Genomic DNA, 26,778 nt, shown 5'->3' on the forward strand with positions numbered 1-26,778 from the left:
CCGAACCGTTCAGGCGGGAGTGTCGCGCCAACGGCAGACCTTGGCTGTTCAGGTGGTCGTTCGTTGGCCGGCCCGCCCTGCCCATCCCGGCGACTCCGCGGCGCTGACCACAGCGAAGGCCGGAAGGCCCCCCGCGTCCAACGGCTGCAGAACCGCCGTTGACCCGTACAGGTTGGCCAACCCCACTGCCCCTCGCAGGTGGGGTGGCGCCATCCGCGTCACGTCCTTGATCAGGCTGCTACTGATCGCCAGCCAGAATTCGCCGTCGCCCCGGCCCGGCTGGCTCTGTGTGATCACCGGCCCCGACAGACCAGCCCACCACTGCTCGATCTGCTCTCGTACGGGCCGGCCCGGCACCAGATCCAACCGGACATATCCCCAGTCCTGCGGCACCTGTTTCGTCAGTCGGTCCACCGCCGCCACCGTCATCCGCACCAGCGACCGGTTCAGGCTTGCTTCGTACGCCTCCTGGACCGACGCCGAGTCAGCGATGGAGGTCGAAAGCCGAGTCTCCTGAGCGACTCGCAGGTAGCGCCACACCGCCAGCGCCATGTCGCCGTCGACGAGCACGCCCAACGGCCCGACGCCTGACGCGGCCCGCAGGTCCGCGTGATACCGCCCCGGCGGTGTCATCATCCGAACCGCCATCCGGTCCGCAGCCGCTGCCCGCCAGCCCGCCCGGACCGGGAAGTCCAGTTGACCCGGCGTCAACCATTTCTCCTCCAGCGAGGTATTCACGGTGAGGTAGCTGGAGGGTGGGCTCTTCGGGAACTGCGCGGACAACGGCTTCGGCTCGAACCACAGATTCGTCGGATCCCCGGGCAGCCGTCCGGTCACGGAGAAGAACCCGGCCGCTGAATGGGAACGGCTCTCCCCCGCGCTCTCCGGGCTGTACGTCGCCACCGTCATCACCTGGTAGTGATCTAGGTAGACCGTGCCGCCGGCCGCCACGACGGTCGTCCGCACTCCGGTCCGGTGCGACAGCTCGTCCGCGAGAATCTGTGCCACGGGCAGGAACGGAGTCGCCCCCTCGGTCTGGGCGTACGGATTGCACGAGCTGAACAGGATCGTTCGGCCAGGCGAGTAATAGGGATCTCGCGCAATGACCTCCGCCACATCGGCTGGCGAGAAGCCGTCGTCATGGACCTCGACGCCGGATACCGTCCCGTGTACGGCGATGAGGTACATGTCCTCCCCGAGAGAGAGCCGGAAACCGTTGAGGTACAGGCGCACCACCGGATCGGCCGGGTTGCCGGCGAAGACCCGCCCATCCGGCACGGCGAAACTGTTGTTGAACAGCCTGACCGCCGCCTCGCTGAGACCACCCGGAGGTCGAGCCGTCAGCACGACCTCGTTCTCGACCGTCGGTAGTTCCTGCACGAACTGCTCCACGGGCACAAGGTCGTTCTGCTGGTAGCCCGGGCCACCAATGAGCAGCGGCCCAAAGGGCTTGACCATGCCCTGATCCGCCCCGGGCCGGAATTCCGCCCACCCCGTACCGGCCTCGGCCGCGACCTTCAGCAGGAGGCCCCCGTCAGAATTCGCGTAGACCCCGAGTCGGCCAGCCGCGATCCCGTCTGACATCAGCGTCAGTTGCCCCGTCGCCGCCACGATCGGGGTCTGAAGGAGATCGGCCATCCGTTTGGCCGCCGGGTTCGCCCCGTACGACGGCGAATCCATGACGATCAGCGGCGACAATCCGCGCCATTTCTGCTGATGCACCCGCAGCACCGCGGCTATCTCACCGTGCTCCTCCTGGAGCGACCTACCGACGAAGACGGGATAGACCCCGGCCAAGGGCTGCACGTAATGCGACAGCAGCCGCTGGATGTGCCCCTGATCGGAGCCTTCCTTTCCGAGATAGGCCACCTTCTTGACGTCATCGAAGCTGTAGATCCAGCCATCGGTCTCCGCCAGCACCACCCGAGCGGTGGCGAATGTGCCGCTCGGGTCCGTCGTCAGGTCCCAGGCCTGGGTCGGCCTGGCCAGATTTGCCAGGGCGACCGGCCCCCACACATGACCGTGTCCGAACCCAGGCGCGAACCGCAACAGGGCATTGTCGATCTCCACCTCGACCGTACCCTCCGGTACGTCCTCCTGCCTCGCCCCCGCCAACACCGGCAGGCCCATCGGATTGTTCAACCAGTACATGATCGACGGCAGTGGATCATCGTCATTCGAGTACGGCGCCTCGGGCAGATAGGCGTAGCTGACCCCGGCCGGCATCGGCGGCAGCTTCTCGACCGCCGCCACAGCCACCTCCACCTGCCGCCACCGGCCCGGATCCTGCTGCCTCAGACGCTCCGCCTGGGTATGCAGGTCCGGTATCTGGCCAGGCTGACCCGCACCCGCCACGATCCGATCCAGGATGCTCGGCCACGCCTCCGTAACCTGCCATAACGCCAGCACCTCTTCGGTACCGAGCTGCATCACCAGATCCAGCGGCACGTGCTCGACCACTGCGGCCAGGTCCTGGTATCCGCCGTCTACCGCGCGATCTTGGTATCCGCCGTCTACCGCGCGATCCGACAACGACTCCGCCACGGCCGTGGTCCAGCGGACCGGCTGCGCCAGGCCGACGGCCAACTCCGGTACGGACACCACCATCGCCAGTGACCGCATCACCTCGACCAGGTCGCCGGCGAGAATCCGGCTGGCGGCCCCCCGGTCCGGCGGGAACCAGGTCCAGGGCAGACGCTGGTCGGGACCGAGCCGCAGCCTGCCGTCCGGCTCGGCCGCCCCGGTGACGTTGGTGGCGACCACCTGACCGCTGCTCAACGTGTACACCACCCCATCGGTGGCCAGGACGCCGACGCCCAACCGGTCGCGCAACTGCTCCGCAAACGACCGGGTGGCGTTCGGTGGGACCCGTCCCGCCTCGCAGGCGACCAGCAGGATGTCCGGGCTGCCCGGGGCCCAGCCATGTGTCGTACGCAGATGGTCGGCGAACTCGGCCGCCGTCATCCGCCGGTCCCCCACCTGGATCAGCTGGGTCGCCGCGTCGAAATGGGTCACCACGGTCAGCGTGTTCGCCGTTCGAGGCGCGACCGCCGCAGCGGCCCGTTCCGCCTCGGCGAGCGGCGAGTTCGGATCACCGAGCAGCAGCACGTGCCCCGAGGGGGATGCCGCCTGGCTCCGTACGTCATCCGCGCTCGACATACCGGTCGGCCGGGAAACGGTCACCTCCCTGAGGGCCTGGACCAGATCCCCGACCAGCGCCCGGGAAGCACCACCGGACGCGGCGTACCACTTCCAGCCGAGCCCGGTTGCGGATCCCGGCCAGGCGACGCGCAGCACGGCCCGGCTGCCCGGACGCTGGTGGAGTTCGGGTCGCCCACTGACCGTTCGCGTACCGGTGGTGAGCACGGTGCCCCGGGCCGCCAACACCCCCACCCCGAGTTCCTCGTGAAGCTGACGGGCGAACGAGGGGCCCGACCGACCGAACATCGACCGGGGCGAGCGGCCGGCGTTGCTCGCGACCAACACGATGTCCGGCCCGCCACGGTCCGGCCAGCCCTGCTCGGTACGTAGGTAGGTCGCGAAGTCCTTGGCCGTCAGATGCCGGTCGCCCACCCGGATACGCTGCTGGACCGGGTCGAACTCGGTGACGACGGTGAGCATCCCGGCTGCCGTCGGGACCGTCTGGGCCGCTGCCGCCCCGGCCGTCGACGATCCTGCCGCCCCGTCCGTTGGGAATCCTGCCGCCCCGTCCGTCGAGGATGCCCCGAGCCACAACGTCGTACCGGCGGTGGCCGCCAACGCCCGGGTGGTCGGGGTCGCGGCCGGATCCCCGATCCGGTCCGCCAACTCTCGTACGGTCGTGTCGAGGGCGAGCTTCGCCGCGTACCAGGTGTCCTGTGCCGTGAGCCAACGCTGGGCAAGATCGGCATGTTCGGTCTGGCGCAATCCGTCCCAGTCCAGCGGCGTCACCGCGCCTGTGCCGATCTCGTCGGCGATCCGCTGCTGTTCGAGTTCCAGATCGACGGCCTGCCACTCCTGGAACCGGGTGGTCACGGTCATGGCCTGCGCGTTCGCCGTGGCGAGCAGCATCATCGCGGTGGGATCACCGGCGAAGCCCAGGTGCTGGGCGGCGTCGCCAAGGTCCATCCAGACCGGAGTGGAGTCCGGTACGAGCAGCACCGACTGCGCGGTGCTCGTACCGACGGCACGATGGACCTCGACGGCGACGACGATCTCCTCGGTCCACTCGACCTGGGCACTGGGCTGGAGCTTGTTCACCAGGCCGACGTCGGTGGTGATGTTCTGCCCGGCGCTGCCGCTCGTCCCCTCCCGGGTGTCGCCGTATCCGGTGACAGCTCCCCCTGCGGAGGTGGCGTTCGGGTCGATGTCCTTGATCGCGCCCCAGCTGCCACCAATCTGCCCGCTCGGCGGACCGGCGTCGTTGGTGTCGTCGGGCTGGTAGGCGCCGCTGATGGTCCCGATCGGCAACCCGATCCGGGCCACGCTGGCATTCCCGGTGCTACCGATGGCCCGGCCGGCCCGTACGTCGCGCAGTTGCGGGGGTGAGACGACGGAAAGCCGAGCCTTGGCCAGCCGACTGTACAGGGTGACCGTGACCCGGGTGCCGATCGCCGTCGGCTCGACCAGATCGACGCTGTACGGCCTGGCCAGCCGCATCATGGCGCTGCCCCACATCGCGGTCTGACTGAACGCGGCCATGATCTGGTGGGTGAGCGGCGCGCCCAGCCGGGCGACTTCGGCCTCCCCAAGGTCGTGCAGTGTCCGCACGATTGCCGCCTGCACGAGCGCGGCCCCCCGGAAGTCCGACGGCTGGTACTTGACCGGCATCGGCACGGGTGAGGCGGCCTGCCAGCTTCGCAGTTCGATGTCGGTCCGGACGGACCTCTTCGCCAACGACACGAGGGTCGGGTCGGGGTTCCCGGCTCCGCCCGGGGTGACGAGGTGGTTGGCGACCCGGTCCAGGATCACCTCCTGCGTACGCCTCAGCGGTGCGCCGAGCACCTTTCCCTGGTGGTAGGCGGTGATCTGGAAGGTGACGGTCTGCGCTATCCGGGCCCACGCCCCACCGGCGTCGACAACCAGGTAGGTCCGGTCGCTGACGGTGTTGGTGGCGGAGATCGTGCTGGCATGGCCGGCCCGGTCGGTGACCTCACCGCCGCCCCCGCCGTTACCCGCCTGGCCGAGCAGTTGAGCGGTACCCGCCAGATCCGCCCGATGGGTCCCGCTGCGGGACCGGGCTGTCGTCGCCGCCCCCGTTACGTTCATCTCCAGGGTCTTCGGTGCCGGCAGCAGCCGGTCCAGCCGGGGGGTGGTCGGCTTGCCGCCCGCGTCGACCGCGAGGACCTGCATGACGATCTGGACCGACTCCCGACCGACCACGCCGGAGTATTCGAGCAGGAACGACGATCCACCGTCGACCAGTTCGCCCCAGTGCGACGCGAGGTACTCGACGGTGGTGTGCCCCAGTACGGTATCGATGTTGACCAGGCTCGCCAGGTTCGACCCGAGCAGTGGCGTACCACGGCCGACCGTCGCCGGAAGGCTGATCCCACCCAGCCAACGCAGCACCGCGCTGCCCAACGCCGGAGGGTTCAGCGGGCGACCGGTGCCGAGGTTGGCCGGCGGTGCCGCCAGTGACGTTGAAAAGGCCATCGGGGCACGTGGTGCGGTGTGGAACATCTGCGGCAGGTCCAGCATCGGCAGGCTGCTCGGTGCCGCCATGGGCGGACGGAGTACGCCCATGCGCCGCGCCAGGTCCGAGGTCATCAAGCCGTACAACTTGGCACCGTCGACCACCCGGGAGGCCCGATAGGTCCGGTCGGCGCGGAGATCCTGCTGTTCGATCAGGACCACGTGCACCACGAACTTCACCGTGGCGTTCACCGTCAGCTGGATGCCCCGTTCCCCGCTGAAGGTCTCGTTGCGCTCGATCTCGCCACTGATGGCCGACTGCGTCCCGTGCTCACGCTCGACGCCCAGCCGTCCGGCCACCTGTCCCTTCAGGGACGCCGAGGCGGCGGGGACGGAGATCCGACCCCCGATCGACAGATCGACGTGGAGGGCCCGGCTGTGTGAGTTCAGCAGCCCCTGTGATCCTGAGGTGCCGTGCTCGATGTCGTGCCGCACCATCCCTTCCGGGCCGGGCGTCGCATTCGTCACGACGGCCCGGATGTACACCGCCGCCTTTACCGAGCTGTCCCCGAGCACTTCACCGAGGTTGGCCAAGAGCACCGCCTGGCGGGACATCGAGGGCAGCATCGCGGCGAGTCGGTCCGCGTTGACCTGCTGGAGCAGTTGCAGGTGTCCGAAGGAGCCAGGCACCTCGACCCCGAGCGCCGTGCCCCGGCCGACCGGTAGCTTGGCGAACCGACGCCACGGGTCGTCCGTGGTCATCGCGTCCCGTGCCTGACGCAGCGCCGAGATAATGGCACCGCGCAGCGTCGCCGCCCCATCGACGTAGAAGACGTGGTCCCAGTGGGTCACCTCGCCGGTCTCCGGTGCGGCCAGGCTGAGGTTGTCGACCAGGTTGGCATCGAGGTCGACCGTTGTCGTGGTCAACTCGTCCAGGGTCAGCGCCGCCGCCTCCTGCCCAGGCTGGAAGGTCCGGTCATGCGACACCGAGAAGGCCAGCCGTTGTTCGAACGTGTCCAGGGCGAGGAGCTGGCCGTTGCCCTCCGGCTGCCGGGTGGTGGCGAGTCGCACCGGCTGCGGCACCTGGTCCAGAATCCGGTTGCCCGTGCTCCGTAGCCAGTCGGTGGGTTCCTTGAGGGCGTACAACTCCATGGTGAACCGGAGGTGGTCGGAGAAGACGGCGGTCTGCTTGTCCCCGGCGTCGAGGTACGTCTCGTTCGCCATGTTGGTCGCGGACGCGCCACGTCTGCGGGTGTAGCGCAGTCGACCGACGGTGGACAGGTTGCCCGCCACCAGCGCCTCGGCCCGCAGTTCGTACCCCCTGCTCCTGGTCGCCCTGCGCTGGTGCGTCTTGGCGATGCTCCGCAGGTTGCGCAGCGGGGTACGCCGCAGCCGTTGCGCGTCCGTCGATTGCCTCGACCCCCGGTACGACCCCAGGTAGGTGGGCCCTTGTTCCCGGTCGACCCGCTCCGCCGTCAAGAGGACGACGAGGCTGCGACGACTCGCCGCCCCCAGGTACGGCAGGTGGATCACCAGGGTGTCCGAGGTGAGCGTGAGCAGGTCGGCGGCGAGTCGGGTCGGCCCGGTCTGGGTGGCGAGGCTGCCTGCGTTCTCCAGCGCCTGGACCACGTTACGCATGATCCTTTTCTGGGTGTACGCCACCCGCGCGTCGTTCCAGGTCGGTAGGAAGCGACTGGTGTCCCGGTTCTCCGGCAGCGCCAGGATCTGTTGAATCCGCTCCGCGATGGCCTCGGCCAGCAGATACACGCCGTACGCCGTGGTCTGCCCCGGACGCAGCCGGCCGTCCTGCCACATGTAGCGCGGCAGGATCCGATTCCCTCCGGAGTTGTCGGTCAGCTGCGTGAGACGCGTGATCAGCAGTTGGTCGGCGGACTGGCTCGGTCGGGTGACGACGACCGCCGGGGTGGCCGGCTCGACCGCCGCCAGGGTGGCCGGCTCGACCGCCGCCAGGGTGGCCGGCTCGACCGCCGCCAGGGTGGCCGGCTCGACCGCCGCCAGGGTGGCCGGCTCGACCGCCGGTGTGACCAGCGGATTCGGGGTCGTGGCCGACTCGGCGACCGACGAGGTGGGCGGCGGCAACGGACGTTCCGGCGACAGGTCCACGGTGGCCGCCACCAGGTTCGCGGTAGTGGTCGTCAGGTTCGCGGTGGCCGCCGCCACCAGGTCGAGCGCAGCCCGCTCGATGACGACGATCCGGACCGTCCCGGAGGTGTTGACCTGCGGTCCCCGACGGGTCAGGATCCGCGACCGGTACGACGCCTGGCGTAGTTCCACCTCGTAGGTGGTCCGGTACAGGCCGGTCGCCACCCGGTTCAGTTCCTGGGTGGGACGGCTGGTCGTCGCCAGCACGGCGGAGCTGGTCGACGAGGCGGCCAGTTTGACCCGCGGTCCAACGAGCAGCTTGAGTAGACCGAGGTTCATCCCGCTGTACGCCGCGAACCGGCTACCGGTGCTGCTCAGCGCCTCGATGCCCGCCTCGAACGAGGCGGTCGGTTGGAAGCGTAACCAGGATTCCTCGCCCACCTCCCCCAACTGCTGCACCGACACCAACCGCATCCGGGCCTGAACGCCGGTGGCGTAGCGGGGCAGGCCAAACCGCCGCTTGGACATCACCAGTTGGGGCGGCTGGTCGCTCTTGAGCTGGCCGGACAGGTCCGGGCCGGCGAGGTTCCGGCGTACCTGCTTCCGACCGGCGCTGCCCGGAACCGCCACGGACTGTCCCGCCAGCAGGTTGAGCAGGTGCCCGGCGAGCCCGCCGTCGTCGACGACCTGAACCGGGTAGAGGCCGGGCTGTAGCAGCGCCACCGCCGCCCGGTCGAGCTGGCGCACCGGCTGGCTGTCTGTCGGGGTCAGCAGACCGAGTCCTGCGGTCAGCCGGAAGAAGTGCTTACCGGCCAGCCGGTTGATCGCCGCGTCCGGGTCGGTCGGCGGGACGTTCGCCCCCGCCTCTCCCACCACGATCCGGACCACCACGGTGGACTCGACCAGGAACGAATCGTTCTCGCCGAAGAGCATGTAGTTGTCAGTGACACTGGTCGAGCTGGTCGCACCGTACGCCGGACGGGCGAGCTGCGCACCGCCGGCGATGGAGACCGGGACCCCGGCGAACTCCATCGGCACGACCAGCATCGCCGACCCCGTCTGCTGATCGCTCCGGCCGACCGAGGCGTTCTGCGCCGCCCGCTGGAAGTGGCTGAGTCGGTGCCCCGGCTCGTGGTGGACCCGGTCGTCGGCTGCGGGACGGGGCAGCAACTGTACCCACACCGTCCGCCTCCGCGATCCGCTCAGCACCGAGCCGGAGCTCGACTCGACCTCGTACGCCTGCGCGGTGTGCAGGAACGTCTGCGGTGCCGTGGACAGGTCGGCCAGCAGCTCGGCGGCGCTGGTCACCGACAGGCCGAAATGGCGTAGGACGCTGGTCGCCTCGTGCACCAGCCGCCCCGACCAGTCGGTCAGCTCCAGCAGGTCGGCGGGGTTGTTCAGTAACTGGGGCACCGCCATGACGGCGGCGCGTACCTTCGCCGCGTCCTCGGCGCTGGCCGCGACCACCCCGGCCCAGACCGGGTCGGTCAGGGGCCCGACGGTGCTCGTCGATGCCTCGGCCGGTCCCGATGTGTCCGGTGGCCGGGTGGGTACGGGCGGCGAGAGCAGGGACCGGCCGGTGGCGGGCACCTTCCGGTCGAACACCGCCGCCGCCAGGTGCGCCGGTTTGCCCCAGTGGACCGGCCGCAACGGCCGATCCAGCGTCGGCACCTGGACGGCATCGCCCCGGATCTGCTGCAGGACCGCCGTCAGGTGGGGCCCCATGGTCTGCACCGGCGCGGCCGGGTTCGGCGGATACCACTTCCAGCCGGCGGCCGGGCCGAGACGTCCCAGGGTGAACACCAGTCGGCCCTCGGCCCGGCGCAAGCCGATGTCGTCCGCCACCACCTCGCCGTCGGCCCGGGTGAACGCCGAGGCGCGGGGGGCCAGGACACCGACCCCGAGTTCCACACGTAGCTGCCGGGCGAACGATTCACCCGAGCGGAGGCCCAGCAAGGATCTCGGCGACCGACCCGCCGCACAGGAGATCAACATCAGGTCCGGGCCACCGGAGGGCGGCCAGCCATAGCTCGTACGCAGGTGGTCGGCGAACTCGCGGGCGGTCAGATAGCGATCTCCCACCTGGATCCGCTGACCGGCCTCGTCGAAGTGACTCATCACCGTCAGCAGACCAGCCGACCGGGGTGCAGCCGCCACCGCCGCCCGCTCCGCCACCACATCCTGCGGCCCCCGGCTCCCCAACCACAGGACATGTCCGAACGACTCTGCCCGGGACCGGACGTCCGGCACCACCTCGACCCGAGGCCCCAACCCGTCCCCCGGATCGGCCACCGGCCGCACGAACACGCCCGTACCGAACAGGTTCGCCAACCCCACCGAACCAACCGGCTGCCCGGCCAACAGCGACACGTCCCTGACCAACTCCGGACTGATCGCCACCAGCGCCTCACCCGGACCCGGCGTCGCCGCACCCGTGGTACGCACCGGGCCGGGCCCCGGGCTGGCCGCCCACCGGCTCACCAGCTGTCGTACGTCGGCCTCCGTCGTCGCCGACCCCAGCGGTAGCGTCAGATAGCCCCACCCACCGGAATCCGCTGGCTGGCGGTCCTGCCGGGGCATCGCGTCCACCGTCGCGACCGCCGCGCGGACCAGACCCCGCCACAGGTTGGCCAGGTACGCCGCGAAGCCCGTCCTGGCCCGGCCGGTCGTTCCGTCGGTCAGCGACGTGTGCGAACCGATGTCGACGTACTCGCCCAGGTACCGGTACACCGCCCGCAGCCCCTGGTCGGGCAGATGGAGCCAGTCTGTCGACACGTACCGGCTGGCGGCGAGGTCGGCTTCGTACTGCCCACCGGGACCGACCAGTTCCGCCGACATCAGGTCACTCGGGTGTGTCTGCCAGCCGGTGGCCACCGGGAAGCCCAGTGCACCGGGCACCTGGGCGATCTCGCCCGGCACCTCCGGCAGCTGTGCCCGCACCGGTGGGGCGTTGTCCGGGATACGCGTCTGCGCCGCCTCCGGCTCCCGCAACGCAACGCCCGTGCGGCGCCCGTGCACCCGGTAGAACCGAGCAGCGGGGTGGTTCGAGTCCGCGATCACCGTGGGAGTGCCAGGCCCAACGGGCTGGCGCACCGCGACGAACCACTGGTCGGTCACCCCTTCGTGCGCCACGAGACCACCGGCCGCCAGCACGGTGATCTCCCGGTCGAGGCGCTGGGCCAGGGCATCCGCGACTCGCTGCGCCACCGGCAGGAACGGCACCTCGCCCGCAAGCTGGGAATACTCGTTGCAGCTCGCCAGCAACAGCTCCGGGCGTCGTCCATCGGCAGACTCCTGCCAGTACGGATCGTTGATGACCATGTCGGCCATCGAACCGGCGTCGAAGTTGCCAGCACCGGTGATGTCCGCACCCCGCGCACCGCCATGCATGACTATCGCGTACACCCCCGGTATGGGGTGGGCACGGACCGCGTCCATGAGCAGCACCAGGTCGCTCGGGGCCGGCGGGTTGCCCATGACGACCCGGGCGCCGGGCACCACGACACTCGACGCGAAGAGCATCCTGGTGTCGAGATCCAGCCGTCGGGGCAGGTTCAGGCCCTGTTCGGCGGTTGCGGCGGTGTCGAAGGTCGGCAGCCACTGCACCAGATCGGAACGCGCACCGTTCACGGCGCTACCGAAGCGGAGCTGGGGACCGAAGTTCCCGCCGTTGATGGCCAGCCGGCTGGTGCCGATGAACGGATAGACGCGGCGCCAACCCTTGTTCTTCTCCAGTACGGGTGCGATCTCCAGACCCCCGGCGGTGGTCCGGTAGACGGCAGCGCGGCCCGCGACGATCCGACCCTGGACGACACCGACCGAACCGACCGGGGCTACCACCATGTGGCCGATCCGGTCACTCAGTCGTTGCGCCAGCGGGTTGCTGTTGCCGTACAGGGAGTCGGCGAGGAGGAGAATCCTCTTCCCCGCCCACATCCAGTGGTTGATCCGTAGGTACGCGGCGATTTGTCCGGCGGCGTCCAGGAAGCCGTCACCGTCTCCGAGGTCGAGAAACACCGGCGAGTTGTGGATGAAGACCGGGTAGTAGTTCGAGGCTGGATTCGCGTGCCATGCCGCTTTCAGCGCCGCCACACTCGGCAGTTCGACACCGCTGGCGGCGAACGTCAGACCGCTCGGGTCCATCGAGACGTCCGACGAGTCGTACACGTACTCGAGGACGAATTCCCCCGTGCCGTCCGCGGACAGCTGCCATGGCTGACTCGCGAGGTCCGCCAGACCTACCTGTTCCCCCCGCGAGTCCTGGCCCAGACCAGCACCCCACCGGATGAGCTCGTTGCTGATCCGCACCTCGATGGCACCGGTCGGTGGACCGGTACGCCGGGCACCGGTCAGCACCGGCCCGTACTCGCTCCGGTTGAACCGGTAGAGGAGCGAGTCCTCCGGGGATCGGTTCGGCAACGGCTCCAGATAGGCGTAGCTGTAGCCGCCCGGGTCGCTCATCGCGGGAAGCGCGGCCAACGCGGTCGAGACCGGCTCGACCAGCCTCTCCCACAGATCCCGGTCCGGGCTGGAAAGCTCGACCTCCTCCGGGTCGATCTGCATGGTCTGTTCCCAGTCCCGCACGTACCGCCACAACGCCAGCAGATCCGCGTCGCTCGCCAGTAGGTGTGGCGCCTCCGCCCGTGCCGCAATCAGGTCCGGGTCGCTCACCGGGCTCTCGGTGCCGATACTCAGGGCAGAAGACGAAGCCAGCAACGGGACGCTCGGCGCGCTCCAGCCGACCGGTTGCAAGGACCGAGCCGGCGTGGGCACCGAGATCGCGGTACGGCGCAGATCCCGCAGGCTGGCCAGCAGATCCGGGCCCAGTTCCCGAGCCGGGACGGACTGGTCCGGCGGATACCACCGCCAGGCTGTCCCCGGCTGTTGCGCCGCAACCGGACGTAGTTGCATGCCGCCGCCAGGGGCGGGAACGACCTCGACGCCGGTCGCCACCACCCGGCCGTTGGGCAACGTGTACGCCGGCCCGCCGGGCGCGAGCACCCCGACCCCCAGTTCGGCCCGCAGTCGCTCGGCAAACGACCCCATCGGGGGCACCGACCGGCCGGCTCCACAGGCGACCAGCAACACGTCCGGGCCACCCGAGGGCGGCCAGCCATAGTTCGTACGCAAATGGTCGGCGAACTCCGTCGCCGTCAGGAACCGGTCCCCCACCTGGATCCGCTGACCGGCCTCGTCGAAGTGGCTCACCACGGTCAGCAGGCTGCCCGCCCGGGGTGCCACCGCCGCAGCCGCCCGCTCCGCCGCGAACTCCCGTGGTCCCCGGCTGCCCAACCACAACACGTGTCCGCCCGACACAGCCTGGGACCGGACATCCGGCACCACCTCGACCCGAGGCCCCAACCCGTCCCCCGGATCGGCCACCGGCCGCACGAACACGTCCGCACCGAACAGATTCGCCAACCCCACCGAACCGGCCTGCGCCTGGGCCAGCACCGACACGTCCCTGACCAAGTCCGGACTGACCGCCACCAGCACCGTATTCGGGGTAGGGGTCGCCGCAGTTGTGGTGCGCACCGGGCCCACGACCGAGTTGGCCAGCCAGTCGACCACCGCCTGACGCGAATCGACAGTCGACGACACCGGGACGGTCACGTACCCCCATCGACCCGAGTCCGCCGGTTGGGGCGGGGTGGCCGGCCACGCGCTCACCGCCGCCACCGCCGTACGCACCAGGCCACGCCACAGACCGGCCTCGAACGACGCCAGTCCGGTCCTAGCCGTCCCGTGCTCGTCGACCATCGAGGTGAGCGATCCGATGGCGTCGTACGCCCGCAGGTAGCGCCACAGCGCCGGGGTTCGGTGCTCGTGGTAGACCTCGTCGGGCAGGTTCAGCGAGTCGACCGCCCGTACGTCCGCCGTGTACTGGCCGCCGGGTCCGACGAGTTCTGTCGCCATCAGGTCGGCGGACTCCGTCTGCCAGTCGCCGGCCACCGGGAACGGCAGGTCCACGGGCACGGGATAGATCGGCGACGTGTCGTCCGAGGGGGTGTGCACCGGGGTGCTCCCCACCGGATACCAGCGCTCCACCGGCTCCGGTGCCACCAGGGGCTCGCCGTGTCTGCGCCCGAACACCCGGAAGAACCGCGCGGCCGGATGACTGCCACTCGGCACCGCCACCGAACCGTCGGGGCGAGGTACGTAGACCTCGACCATCCGGACGCCCTCGGGATCGGAGGTGACCACCGTGCCACCGGCGGCCAGCACCGTCACCGGCCGACCGAGCTGCTGCGCCAGAGCGTCGGCGACCAGTTGGGCCACCGGAAGGAACGGCACCCCTTCGGGACGTTGGGCGTACGAGTTGCAGAACGTCAGCAGCAGCTCGGGCCGGTTACCGGATTCGTCCGCGACCCAGTACGGGTCCACGGCCAGCATCTCGGCCAACACCTCGGCGCTCAGCAGATCTTCGCCGACCGCGATCCCGGTCGGTTTGGCGTGCAGATCGACCTCGTACATCCCCGGCACGCCGTCGCTGCGGACCCGTTGCAACACCAGGGCAAGGTCCTCCGCGAGAGGTGGGTTGCCGTAGATGAGCCGCCCGCCGGGAACCAGGACGCTGCTTTCGAAGAGCAGCTCGGCGTCGTCGCTCAGCACGTCGTCGTCCGCCAGGTCGGGTGCCTCGTCACGGGGTAGTGCCTGCGGCCGGTCCAGCGTTGGCAACCACTGGCGGCGTTCACCGGTTTCCGGGACCGTGAGGCTCGTTTCCGGGAGGGTGAGGCTCGTTTCCGGGAGGGCGAGGCTCGTTTCCGGGAGGGTGACGGCGGCCGACCCGCCGAGGGCTGAGCCGAGGGCTGGGCCGAAGGCTGGACCGAGGGCCGCTGTCGGAGCCGAGTTCGGATTCGGCCAGAAGTTGGCCCAGCCGGACCCGTTCGCGGTCACGAGCCGCATCGAGAGCGTCCCGTCCGGAGATTCGAAGATTCCGAGTCGACCGGAGACGATCCGTCCGCTGATCGCCATGACCGCACCGGTGGCGGCCACCACCTGATGCTGGAGCAGTTCGGCGACCCGCTGAGCGAACGGGTTCCCCTCGGTGGACAGGGAGTCGGCGATGAGGACCGGGATCCGACCCTGCCAGACCGCGCGATTCACCCGCAGATAGGCGGCCAGTGTCGTCGCCCTGTCCCGGGTGGCGCCACGCCGATAGTCCAGCATGACGTCTTCGGGCGCGTTGTAGAGGAAGACCGGATAGAGACCGGGGTTCTGCCCCGGATCCCACGCCTGGTGGAGTCGCATCACGCCCGGGTGCGGCGCTTCCCAGTGGACGACCATGCCCGTGGAGTCGATCTGCTGCTGCGACGCACCGCCCACGGGGGGTCGCAGCGCAAAGAAGAAGCCCTCCCCCCGCCGTTCGATCCTGAATTCCCATTCCTGGTGGGCCGGCATCGTCAGGCCCGCAGGTTCTGCGGCCTCGGTCCCCGAGATGCCCCGGACCGACTTGACGAGGGCGTTGCTGAACTCGACCTCCACGGTGCCGGCGGGCACGGGGCGGCGTGGTCCGGTCAGGATCGGACCGAGGGCGCGGTTGTTCAGCAGTTCGAGGAGCGAAACGGCTGCGGGACGTCCTGACGGCAGTTGCAGATAGGCATAGCTGACCCCGTTCCGGTTGGCGACCCAGGGCAGTGCCTCCCACGCGGCCAGGGTGGGCTGGACCAAGCGAGTCCACAGGTTCCGGTCCGGCCCCGGGATGCTGATGCCGGCCTCGGTGAGGTGGCTGGTCAGGCTCCGGTCCCGCGCGTACCGCCACAGCGCCACCAACTGGTCGGCGTCGAGTCGCATACCCAGGGCCGGCGACAGGCGTTGCACCGCAGTCCCCAGGTCCGCCACGTACGCGTCATCGGGCGGATCGGCCAGCATGGTGCTGGCCCCGGCCGATGCGAGCACGACGGCACCGACATCGTCGGTGGACTGGGCCGCAGAGCGGTCCGCCCACTCCACCGGCTGCAGGGCCAGCCCTTCCGACTCGGACGACGTGACGTCGCCCCGGTGCAGGCGATGCAACACCTGGGTGAGTGAGGCGGGCAGGTCGACCACCGGCGACGTCTCACCGGCCGAATACCACGTCCAGCCGGCGGCTGGACCGGCCGGTGGGGGCAGCATCCGGAGTCCGCCCGACGCATTCGGTGTCACGGCGACACCACCGGTCACCACGGCACCGGTGGCCAGGGTGGTCACCTGCGTCTGCGACGCGAGCACACCGACGCCGAGGGCGGTACGCAGCTGCTCGGCGAACGACGTACCGGTGGGTGGCCCGGCCGTCCCGCGTGGTGGGCGGCCCGCCCCGCAGGCCACCAGCAGCACGTCCGGCCCACCCTGTGCTGGCCAGCCATGTTCCGTCCGGAGGTGGTCGGCGAACTCCAGCGCGGTCAGGCGTCGCTCGCCCACCTGGAGACGCTGGCTCGTCTCGTCGAAGTGCGTCACCACGGTCAGCAGGTTCGCCGCCCGGGGTGCTACCGCCGCAGCTGCCTGCTCCGCCACGGCGACCGCCGGGTTCGGGTTACCAAGCCAGAGCACGCCACCGGAGCGGGACACCGTCGTGGCGGTGACCAGGGTGGGCAACCGCTGGAGGCTGGGTTCCGTGTGGCTCGGATTGGCGTTCTCCGGAGCGCCCAGGAAGGCGTTGCGGAAGTCGTCCACCGTGTTGGACGTCGGCTGGGCGGGAGTCGTCATCAGGCTGGTCGAGGGGGGGCCGACCTGGTCCGGTGCCTGGTCGAGCGCGGCGAGCACCGCCTCGTGCTGCGGATCGATCTCCTCGGCGATCGGCGGGAGCGGGGCAGTCGGGGTCGTCCTGGCCAGCGGCTGGACCGGGGTCGCCAGGTCGGCACCGAACTCCTTCGTCCGCTGCTTGGCTGGCACGACGGACTTGAGGACGTCGAGGTCGATACCCAGTTGGAGTGCACCCGCCTGGTCGACGACCAATTCGACACCACCGGTGGTGTAGACGGTCTGGCCGGCAGCCTCGATCTCGTATTCCAGCGTGCTGTAGACGAAGTAGACGGAAGTGTCGTTACGCAGCCACGCCCGGTGCTCGATCCAGTTGGCCTGGTCGATGCCGATGGTCCTGCCGCTCTCCTTGCTGGCCGCGAGCCGCGGGCCGACCTTGTTCTGCGGCGCCACCTCGAACCCGAGGGTGAGCGACCCGCTCACGCTCTCCTGGACGTTGCGATTGCGGTTGTGGGTGGCCGAGTCGGTGCCGTGGTCGTAGTTCTCCAGCTCGGCCTTCTCCATGAAGTAGAGGTGCCGCAGTTCACCGAAGCGCGCCCGCACCGTGACGTACCCGTTCCGGGCCTGGAGCACGCCACCGGCGGTGACCAGCCAGCGGAGCGGGGCACCACCGGTGAGCATCAGCGGCAGGATGTTGCGCATGCTCTCGAAGGTGAGCGGCTGGATGGTGCCGTGTGCCCCCTGCTCCGACAGGGGCGTGACGGTGGCCGGGTCGTGGTATCGCACCAGCGGGGTGTCGGCGAGCGCGGCGTAGATGTCCTGAAGACCACGGATCCCGAGGATGCGATACGTGTCCGGCAGCGGGCCGCCGGCAAGCTCGAAACCGAAGGCGAGGGCCGGAGTGCCTCGTGGCACGGTCCCCTCGGTCGGCACGCTGACCACGTGCTCGGAGGTCACGTCGATCCGCTGGGGCACCGGTCTCGCATGCCCCAGCAGGGTCTTGACCAGGGACCTGCTCTTGATCTCGCGGAGTACGCCGTGATACCGGACGACCTGGGTGAAGTCGGTGAGCTTGTTGGCGCGTAGCCCCTCCATGAACAGCAGGTTCGACCCGCGACTGTCCGACTGGTCGGTCCGCGTGGTCGAGGACAGCGCCGTGCCTACCGCAACCGGTCCACCGACGCCCAGCAGGTTCCCGGCTATTCCGAACGACGAGACGTTACGGCGGCTGGCGTCCTGGGACCTGTTACCCCGCTCGTAGAGCTTTCCACCGGTGGCACCGGGACGGCTGTCCCGCGCCGCGCCGACCAGCTCGGCGGTCAGGGCCAGTTCGAACCGGCGCTCACCCACCGAGTACGTCCACGACCCGCCGCCGTCGAGCAACCGCGCCATGTACGCGCCTAAGCCGCTGGGCAACGACATGACCTGCACGACCAGCTCCGGCCCGCCGACCTCCCGCGCCGCCCGGACAAGCTCCGTCAGCAGCGCGCCGAAGCCGAACCGGGTGTTGCCGCCGTTGAACAGAATCGGCCACACGGCGGACCAGGAGTTGCCATCCCGGAGGGCGACCGGTGGGTCGAGTTCCGTCGTCAGGGCGCGGGTCAACGCCGGTGCGGGCAGTGGGGCCGGAACGGGAGCGGTCATGTGCTCGTCGAGCAGGCGGTTGTTGTCGAACTCGTGCCGGTTGGCGATCACCTCGCTCAACAGCACGTTGAGCAGGATCTCGCCCGGACTGGAGATCATGGTGCCGTCCGCCGTGGCGACCCAGTTGATGACCGCCGTACGGACGATCACCATCTTGGTGTCCTGGTAGATGGCCCGGTAGCTGCCGACGGTGAAGAGCGAGGAGGCACCCTCACCCGTACCCCTGTTGCTGGTGATCGAGAGGTCGCCACTGATGTGTTCGGACCGGCCACCGAGCTGCCCCTGCCAGCCCCGTTGCCGCAGTTTGTCGCTGCCCTGTTCGTGGCCGACCTGACTCTCGACGATCTGCTGGGTGTACGGGAACCAGACCTTGACGATCTGCGGCCGGCCCACCGGTTGTGCGACCAGCGCGACCCGCTGCTCACCGAGGGGAATCATCGCGGCCCCGGAGAGGCCACGCATCAGCGCGCTCTTGTATGCGACGGTGCTGAGTCCCTGCCAGACAGCCTCCTTCGACACTCCTGGTAGGGCCTTCTGGATGAGCGCCTTCTGCAACACCCCCACGCCCTTGACACCCATCGTCGTGTAGATGGCTGCCGCCATCCGCTCGAGCACCGAGGACGCCACGCTCACCGGCTTGAGCGGCGGCAGCGGGGCATCGTCCTTGGTGCCGTGCAACGCGTCCGGCTGGAGCAGGGTCATCGTCCCCGGCACCATGTCGTCGGCCAGCCGGATGCCACCACGCTCGGCGAACCATCGCCAGCGGATCGGCAGGTGGTAACGGGAGCTGGGCATCTTCTGCCCGTCGGTGTCGGAGGTCAGGGCGGTCGACTGGGTACGTCCGAGCTTGTCGGTCGACGAGGCGCTCCCCTGGCGGCCGTACTGGCCGAGGACGTTGGCGTCGACCGGCAGCAGGTCCACGGCCGCATATCCGGAGACGTCCCGGGAACTGCCGGAGACCTGCTTGACCGTCATGGTGTCGACACTGGTGTGGCCGTACTGGATCTGGTATTTGGTCACGCCCTGGTGCGTGCCGTCGCCGGCGAACTCGGCCCACAGTCCGACGACGAGGCGCTGCTGCGGGGCCTCAGGGCGGTCCGGATGCGGAAAGACCAGGGTGACCCCCGGCTGTCCCGCCTCCGCTCCCAGTACGTCATCGGAGAGGGTCCGCAACGCATCCTCGGAGAGCTGACTCAGGAGCATCCGCCAGTTGGTGTACGCCTGCCCGGACAGGTTGGTGTCCGCCCCGGTCCGGGAGAGGCTCTTCAGGTGCTGCCACGGTGTCGTGCGCGCCGTGTCCGCCATCGCCGCCGCCGGCAGGTAACCGGCGGTGACCAGGGTCGGGACGATGCTGTCGTACAGCTGCGGCACCCCGTCGAGGCGCTCGACGAAGTCCATGGTGATGCCGAAACCGTCGAGCGCCCACCAGGTCTTCGTGTCGTCCGGCGCGGCGTCCTTGGCCAGTTGGGCGTCCTCCTTGGCGTCGGCTTCCTGGTGTGCCGGCACCATCGGCTCGGACCATTGCAGCGGCGTCGCGTTCCGCTCGTTGGGGTGTGCCAGCTCGCGCAGATCGGCCGAGTGCATCATCAGATGGGCGTAGCCGGTGATCGCCACCGGATCGTGGTCGACCTGCCCGTCCCCGCCCCGGTGGTCGACGTCCAACTGGACCGTGAAGTCGGCCAGGACGAACTGGAGCGTCCCGCCGACCCGGCGGGCCCGGGTCAACCAGGCGCGGTGGTGCCTGATCTCCTGCAACGCCCGGCGCCAGGTGTACCGCCCGGTGCCACCGAGTCTGAGTACCCGCTTCAGGGCCCGCAACCCGGCGCTGCCGGTGATCCGCTTCCCGTCTGCCTGGTTGACGTTGCGCAAGATCTTGCGGACGACCGCGTTGACCCAGTCGAAGCGGGTCTCGCCGCTCCGGCTCACCTCGCTGATCTTCATGATCTTGTTGATCGGCTGTTCCTGAACGCCGCTGGTCAGGCTGAAGCTGAGGAACCTCCCGTCCCGTTCCAGCGTCTGCCGGAACACCTGCTGGTAGTTCTGCTCGTTGCGGGGCCGCAGGATGTTCTTCAGCCCCATCGTCAGCTGGTCGTTGGTCAGGTACGCCTCGACCACCGGTTTCCAGAAGGCGTAGTCCGCCGGGGAGAGCTTGGACCGCAGCCCGGCCAGCACCTTGTCCGCCAGCTGCACCCGGGAAGCGGCGAAGTCCATCCGCCACAGCGGGAACTGCTCCGCGCTGGTGACCTGGATCTCCCGCAGATAGTCCGGGTCGGTGCCCGGCTGGCTCCGCGCCTCCGTCGCCGTGTACGGCAGTTGGAACTGCGCCACCGCGTACGTGACCGTGTCCCGCCGCAGGCCACCGGCCGGCTCCTCGAAGAAGAACTCCTGCCACCGGAGGGTCTGCCGGTCCTCCACCCGGGCCACCCAGGTGACCGGCAGCAGCACGTCGCCGACCGGCTCCTTGATCCGCAACTGCTGGTAGTCGGCGATGGCGGTCGCATCGAGGCGACGCTGGTCCGTAGCGGCCGACTGGCCGTACGAGGCGGTAGCATCCAGCCGCGTCGAGCTGATCGTCTCCGGCACCCCGAGTTCCGCCCGGTAGGCCAGCCCCAGGTCCCAGCTGAATCCGCTCGTCGAGGTCTGGGAGATCGCCAGGTCGCGGTATCGGTACACCCGGTTCTCCAACTTGGCCGGACGTCGGGTGCTTCCCTCCTGTTTGGCGTCCAGCAGGCTGCCCGCCGCGACCTTGGGCGGGGCCGTCGGCACCGGCCACAGGCGAATGTCGTACCGCTTGCCGTCGACCTCGACCGGAATGCTGAGACCGTCGTCGAGGCCCTGCCCGAAGAGGGAGACCAACTTCTGACGCACCTCGGTCGCGCCGATCGGGTGGTCGGCCTCCGGGATGATCCCGTTGAGCCAGTCGGTCAACTCCGGCACGAACGGCAACTCGCCGATGGCGTGGAACGAGCTGACCAACCTACTGTGATCGACGGTGGGGGTCATGCCCCGTGGTGAGGGTCGGGTCGATGGGTTGCCCGCGTGCCACTGCGTGACGACCGATGCGGCGAGTACCTCTCGCAGGCTACGCCGGTCGGTCAGGCTCTTGGCCAGCTCCGTCTGGGCGTCCCGGACCAGTACGGCCATCCTGATCAGCTCGTCGGCACCCACCGTGCGGCTACTACCGAGCAGTTCGAGCGCCATCGGCCGGTAGTCGGACAGATTGGTGAACCGACGGTCGCCCCGCTCGGTGAAGAACTTGCGCCGGACCCGGGCCAGCCGTTCGAAGTCCGCGAGGGTCAGCGGTGCCGGGTTCGACTCCGGAGCCGACCCCGCAATCGCCGACGTCTCATTGGTCTCGGCGACCGCCGACGTCTCGTTGGTTTCCGTCTCCGCGATCGCCGACCCGTCGTTGGTCTCCGACTCCGCAATCGCCGACGTCTCGTTGGTTTCCGGCATCGCATCGGGGTACGCCGTCCGCCACAGCAGATCCGCTTCCGCCCGGCGCGCGGCCGGCGAGTCGGGCTGACCCGGCTGCTTGAGGTCGCGACGGCGTTGCCGCTCCAGCACCGACTGGAAGTGCGTGGAACTCCGCACTCCCGGAATCCGCACGACATGCGTACGGACCTGCCGGCGTGCCCAGGTCGCCACCCGGTTGCGGTCCCGCCACCGCTGCCGGGCCTGTGCCTCGGTCACCACGGTGACCAGCCGCTGCCAGGTGAGCGGTGTGCCGTCCCCGAGCAACTGCTCCAGGTCACCCCAGCGCAGGGGGCGGTCGGGCGTGACACCGTTGTGCTGCTTCGCATACCGGCGGTAGGCCAACTCGATGGCGTGGTCGAGCACGGCCACATTGGCTGAGGTCGGGGCGAACGTCATCCCGGTTGGCAGCTCCCGGACCAGGCCACGGATCTCCAGCTTCCGGTCCGTGGAGAGAACGTCCTGGTCCCGGTCCAGCAACTGTAGGAGAGTGCGCTCCGCCTCGCTGGTCGGCCGGTCGGCAGCCACACTGTCCGAGCTGGGATGACTCTCCGGGCTTCCGTCGAGTTCCTGGCGGAGCACGGCAAACTGCTCACGTCGTACCAACGCGGCGCGGGTGACCTCCACGCCGTTGTCGAGCAGGGCGTTGACGTGCTCCCGCAGCACCGTCAGATGCTGGTCGGTGACGGCCGCGACCGTCGGACCAAAGACCGCGCGCACCAACGGCAGGAAGTCCTCGGGCCGCAATGCATCCGGGGTACGCCCCAACGCGCCGGCCCAGAGCGGAGACTCGAGGTACAGCACCTGCTGAAGCCACTGCTCGGCGCGGTCCGTGCCGTGGGTGAACGCCCGATCGGCCTGCTCCTTCGACCATTGTTGCCAGTTGCGATTCTGTTCGGGACGGGCTTTGAGCATGCGTACGGCGACTGACTGCTCCGGAAGCAAACCCTCGGTGTGCGCCTTCCCGACCGCGCTCCGGTAGCCGCGCAGCGCCTCGGTCGACTCCCGCAGCTCGGGGCTGGTGGGCGTGAGGCCCTTCGCGGCCGGCTGCGCCAAAGCTTCGAGTGCGGGCAGCATCAGCGCGGCGAAGACGCCATCCCGCTGCCGGGCATCGGCCGAGATCGTCGGCCCCGCCCCGGAACCGGAGCCCGACTCCGGGTTCGGGGCGGGGTTCGTGCTGGTCGGGACGGGGATCGTGCTGGTCGAGGCGGGGTTCGTGCTGGTCGGACTGGCGGCGAGCTGTGTCTCCGGCGAGGTGGGAGGGGGCTGGGGCGGTTGCCAGGTCGTCGCGTCGTAGTGGTTGGTCCCGTTGTAGTAGACCCAGACCTGCGGATTCTCCCCCCGGCCGAAGGCGCGGCTGTAGGAAGCCGGTGCCTGGTCGGCGGAGGGGATTGGGCTGGCCTGAATGAACAGGTCCAACGCGCCGGCCAGCAACGGGCCGAACGCCTCCCCCTCGACCTGGTACCACGACTCCTGCCAGCTCGCCACCCCGGCGACGATCAGCGCCATCTCCTCGGGGCGCACCGGGATCGCGAGGTCGGCACCGCCGATCCCGACCGCCGACAGTTCGGTCCCGTACGCCCGCATCTGGAAGGCACCCTGGCGAAGCGCCTCGGTCAGTTCACCGTTGCCCAGCCGGGTACGCACGAGCGCGACCACGTGCTCGGCTACGGTCCGCGCCGCAACGGGAAACTCGCGTGGTAGGCCGGATCGCGTCCACTCGTCCAACTGGCGCAGGCTCTGGTCGAGCTGCGCCGGCCGGTCGGCCACACCGTCCGGGAAGGTACGCCGCAACGCCGCGGCCACCAGGCCGGGTGCGGACATGATCATGGCGTACACCAGGCAGAGTCCGTCCCCCGGCACCGGATAGCGCGCGGTCGGTCCGGCCTCCGGCGGAGTCGTCTCCTGCGCCCATCTGGCCCAGTTCGGTGGGCTGTCCATGGTGGACACCGATGGGGCGGGCGAGGTTGTCGCCTCCGGGGCGCTCGTCGCCTCCGGGGCGCTCGTCGCCTCCGGGGCGCTCGTCGCCTCCGGGGCGAGGACGACCGACTGTGCCCAGTGCATCGACGTGTCGAGGTTGCCGTGCAAGGTGGTCGGCGGCGCGGCGGGCTCCCCGGGGAACAGTTGCCAGGCCGCCTGACCGTCGGTGGTGATGACCGGTCGGCCGGTCGCGGAGACCGCGAACGTACCGGTGAAGGCGGCACCGCTCGGCGAGGTCCAGACGTCACCCGTCGCCGCCACGACCGGCACACCCAACTCGTCACGCAACCGCTGGGCGAAGGACGCCCCATCCGGGCCGGGCCGCGCGGCACCGCAGGCCACCAGCAGGATCGGGCGGCCGAACGCCCCCTCCGGCTGGTCCCGTACCCAGGCGGCGAACTGTCGCGCGTCGAACACCCGGTCGCCGACCTGGACACCCCCCGGTACGCCGTGCGCGACGATCGTGAACCAGGCGGCCCCGTCGGTGGTGCGGTACAGCGGCAACGCTCGCGCGTTCGTGGCCAGGTGCGCGCTGTCGCCGGATCCCGGGACGTACCGTCCGGCGGGAATCGCCACGCTGGTTTCTCCGCCGTCCGGCACCGGGGCCGGCGATGGAGCCGGTGTCGTAGCTGCCGACCCGGCCGTTGGCGGTGTCGAAGCTGCCGGCCTGGACGTTGGCGGCGTCGAAGCTGCCGACCCGGACGCCTGCGCGCTTTCCGCGATCGTCTGCTCGATCAGCGTGAGCTGTGTCCGTACCGTGCGCAGCAGGCCTGCCGCCGCCTCGTTCCCGCTGTCCTGTTCCACCTGACGCAGACTCGTACGGGCAGCGGCAAGCCAGGACCGGACCAGGCCCCGATGTGTCTCCGGCAGGGCCTCGACGTCCCTGGCCTCAAGGTCGGTGAGTTGCTGACGGAGTTCCATGACGGGGTTGCCGAGCGGGGGAATGATCGTGCCCGGTTTCCGCAGGTCGCCCTGGTCCAGCCGGGCCGGGGCGGACACGGCCGCAACCGGCACCGCACCCGGTACGACCATCTGCTGCGGTGCCGCCGACTCGGCGGAGGCCGCCTTCTTCGCCGTCGCGGCGGTGACGGTGGCGGCGATGGCGGTCGACACCGCTGCCAGTTCCACCGTCGCCGGCGTCTCGACCTCGACAATGACCGGATCGACCTCGACCAGAACCGGGTCGGCATCGACGGCAACCAGAACCGGCTCGACCTTCACCTCGACCGGATCGACCGCCACCGGCACCGCTGCCGCGAGCTGCGCCAACCGGGCCTCGACCTCGGTCTTGAACCCGTCGCTCTGCTTGATCTCCTGGACCGTCTCGACGACCCGGCGCAACGAGGCCGGCCCGGAGGCTGCGGTCAGCCGGGCGAGCAACTCGTCGCGGACGTTCACGACGATGGTGTCCCGCAGCGCGATCCGGTCCATCGCCGAGACGACGACCGTGGGATTTGCCGCCAGCCACTGATCGGCGACCGCCTCCACCTCGCTGCCGGTGAACGCGTGGGCGTACAGCAGTCCGGCCCACGCCCCGGTGCCCAGCCCGGCGACCTGGTGGACGTCGTCGACGAACTCCTGCCACCGCTGCTCCATCGCCCGCACCTCCTCCGGTGAGGTGGGGGTGATGGAGTCGCCGGTTACCGGGTCGTTGGCAAAGACCAGCGGGCCGAACACGTCATCGAAGTGCTTCTCCGCCTGCCGGAGCCACTCGGCGCGTAGCTCCGCCGGCAGCTCCGTACCCGTCTCCACGGTCGTCCCAGGCACGTCGATGCTGGTGTGCAGCGACTCGTCCAGCAGTGTCGTCAGTCCGCCCATCTCCTCGGCCCGCCGCTGCTCGAAGAAGTCGGTCCGCGCCTGCTCACCCCCGGTCTCGGCGAACAGCGCGGCGTGGTCCGAAATCCCCGTCGACAGGCCGGCACCGAATCCGATGCCGGTCGGAGCGCTGCCCGGGGCGGTCGCGGCGCTGGTGGACCTCCCCGCACCACCGGAACCGGCGGCCGGGCTGGTCGCCGAGCTGGTCGTCTTCTCCGGTGTCGGCTGGGCCGTAGCCGGGCTACCACCGGCGACGTACGGCGGCGGCGCCTCCCGGTCGTCCAGGACGAACTCATCCGACTGGGGCAGCCGGCTGTAGGTGGGAACCGGATCGTAGTCGGCCGGGTCGGCTTCCGGTTTGCCGCTGGTCTTCTCGTCGGTCTTGTCGTCGGCCTTCGGATCCTGCTTCGGGTCGGCCGGCAGGTCCTTGAGGATGTCCGGTGGCGGACCGAGCGTGATGTTGGCACCGAAGAGTTTGCCCAGGACGAACTGGAGAGTGCTGCTGGTGAAGATCGGCCGCCGGCTGCGGTTCTTCATCGGGTGTTCGATCGCGCCCTCGACGGCCCCGGAGGAGAGGCCGCCCACGAAGCCGCTGCGTGCCCCGATGTCGTCCCCGCCGTTGTCCGCGATCTTGTCGGCGATCAACTCGGGTAGCCCCTCGGCCAGCGAGTTCTTGACCACGGTGCCAATGAAGCTCTTGCCCAACGGCAGGCGGCGCATCCAGCCCAGACCCCAGCCGATCGCCCCACCCAGGGCACCGATGCCGGCCATGAAGCCGGTCTTCTTCAGGTCCCAGTCCTTGATGTCGCGGGTCTTGAGGACGACCACCTGGAAGGTCTGCACCGCGACGTCGAGCGCCACCATGAAGAGGACGCCCTGCAGCACACTCATCGCCAGCCGCTTCAGCAGGCGGATCGCCAGTTGTCGGAACGTCTCGATCAGGGGCGCCGTCGCCGTGGTCGTCGCCCCGAAGGTCACGATGGCCAGGTACAGCAGCTTCATGAGCATGTACAGGAGCATCGCCGCGAGACCGATGATCATCAGTTTCGCGTACTCGATCTCCAGGGCGACCTTGCGGGCGCCCGCTGCCACCTCTTCGATCGCCTTGAACAGTTTCGGCAGTACCGATTCGGTGCCGCCGCTGATCCGGGACAGGAACTCCCGGGCCGCCTCCAGGGCCGGTCCCTCCCCGGCCGCCTCCAACTGGGCGACCACCGCTCGAAGTTGGTTCTCCAGCGGTGCGAGATCCTGACCGAGCCGCTCCCACGCGTCGGCCAACGCCCGCATGCCGTCCTCGTCACCCTTGGGCCAGTTCTCACCCACCAGCACAAAGGTGACCCACTCAAGCTCCTCGGGGGGACCAGGAATGCTCATCGCGGCTACGTCCTCATCGGCGGCGTTCGGCAGGGGTGGTTGTCGCGTGTCAGGTCAGGTCAGGTCAGGTCGCGTCCCGGTGAGGACAAGCGACCC

1 protein-coding gene is annotated in these 26,778 nt (G+C 69.7%); it reads right to left on the reverse strand.

Annotation, left to right across the window (positions count from 1 at the left end; genetic code table 11):
* Positions 1-48: 48 nt before the first annotated feature.
* The gene (locus FHR38_RS03285) at positions 49-26,682 is read right to left on the reverse strand and encodes a DUF8616 domain-containing protein (protein WP_184532643.1); all 26,634 of its coding nucleotides are present in this window, start codon (positions 26,680-26,682) and stop codon (positions 49-51) included.
* Between the last annotated feature and the right edge of the window lie 96 nt (positions 26,683-26,778).

Origin of the sequence: Micromonospora polyrhachis (genome assembly GCF_014203835.1) — a bacterium.
Lineage (GTDB): Bacteria > Actinomycetota > Actinomycetes > Mycobacteriales > Micromonosporaceae > Micromonospora_H > Micromonospora_H polyrhachis.

Coding starts and splice junctions, on each gene's coding strand:
- FHR38_RS03285 (WP_184532643.1), bottom strand. CDS start 26,682: ATGAGCATTCCTGGTCCCCCCGAGGAGCTTGAGTGGGTCACCTTTGTG.